This window comes from Vibrio sp. Vb0667 (assembly GCF_033391095.1).
The window spans coordinates 1-1,287 of sequence record NZ_JAWPOL010000216.1 but is presented as its reverse complement, the minus strand read 5'-3'; the positions used below and the strand labels follow the sequence as shown (position 1 = coordinate 1,287).

The 1,287-nt window shown below is 46.1% G+C and carries 1 protein-coding gene; it reads left to right on the top strand.

The annotated features are described in order from the left end of the window. Positions 1-1,287: Ig-like domain-containing protein (locus tag R8269_RS24740; protein WP_318222846.1), on the top strand; the 1,287-nt coding region annotated here is incomplete at both ends.

Below are 1,287 nucleotides of genomic sequence, written 5' to 3'. Positions count from 1 at the left end.
AAATCTCGATATTCTTCCTATCAATGATGCGCCAAACGCAGAAAATGATGTAATTACGACAGAAGAAGACACCGCTGTTACGATTGATGTTTTAGTCAATGATAGTGATGTTGAAGGTGACGTACTCAGTATTCAATCAGCATCAGTTCCTTCAGAGCAAGGCTCAGTTGGCATTGTCGACGGCAAACTGGTGTTCACGCCAGCTGAGAACTTCAACGGTGAAGCAACCATCACTTATATCGTAACTGATGGCGATTTGACGGACGAAGCGAAAGTGACTGTTACGGTTACGCCTGTAAATGACAGTCCTGTTGCCGTTGATGACACCACATCTATACAAGAAGACACCGCAGTTACCATTGATGTACTGACTAACGACACCGACGTGGATGGCGATAAGCTGAGTATTGAATCAGCCTCTGTTCCTAAAGAGCAGGGTACGGTTGAAGTGGTGAATGGCAAACTTGTTTTCACTCCGGCAGAAAACTTCAATGGCCAGGCTGAAATCACCTACACCGTAACGGACGGTCAATTGACCGACGAAGCGAAAGTAACTGTTACAGTAAATCCAGTGAACGATGCGCCAACCATCAAGGTTGATGCAGTAGAGAGCATCACTGAAGATGCAGTGAGCACTGATACGGTAGTCGCAACCTTAACGGTTCGCGATACTGACACGCCTGAAGACCAATTAACCGTTTCTTTAGAAAACAACTCAAACGGCTACTTCGTGTTGGTTGGCAATGAAGTCAAGTTGACTCAAGCGGGTGTTGACGCAGTTAACAACGATGAACTCAACCTTAAAGACCTAACTATTAGCGCGTCAGTATCGGATGGTGTTAATCCAACAGCTAACGACAGTGATAGTTTGATTGTGAATCGTGTTAACGATGCACCGACTGTTGAAAATGCCATTGCAGATCAAGAGTTATCGGAAGACTTTGCGACCTACACGATTGATTTAAACGACGCATTTAAAGATAGCGACTCCGCGCTGAACTTCTCAGTGTCTGGCAATAGCAACGTGTTGGTTTCGATTGAAAATGGCATCGCGACCATTTCACCAACAGCAGACTGGAACGGCTCAGAAACCCTAACGTTTACTGCTACTGATCCAAGCGGTGAAAGCATTAGCCAAACCGTAAACTTCACAGTTGCGCCTGTAGCGGACATTGTGGCAGACAAAGCGACGGTTGTGGAAGACACGCCAACCATCATCAAGGTCTTAGGTAACGACACGTTCGAAGGCGACGATAAAGTGGTGTCGCTGGATACCAACAATGGACC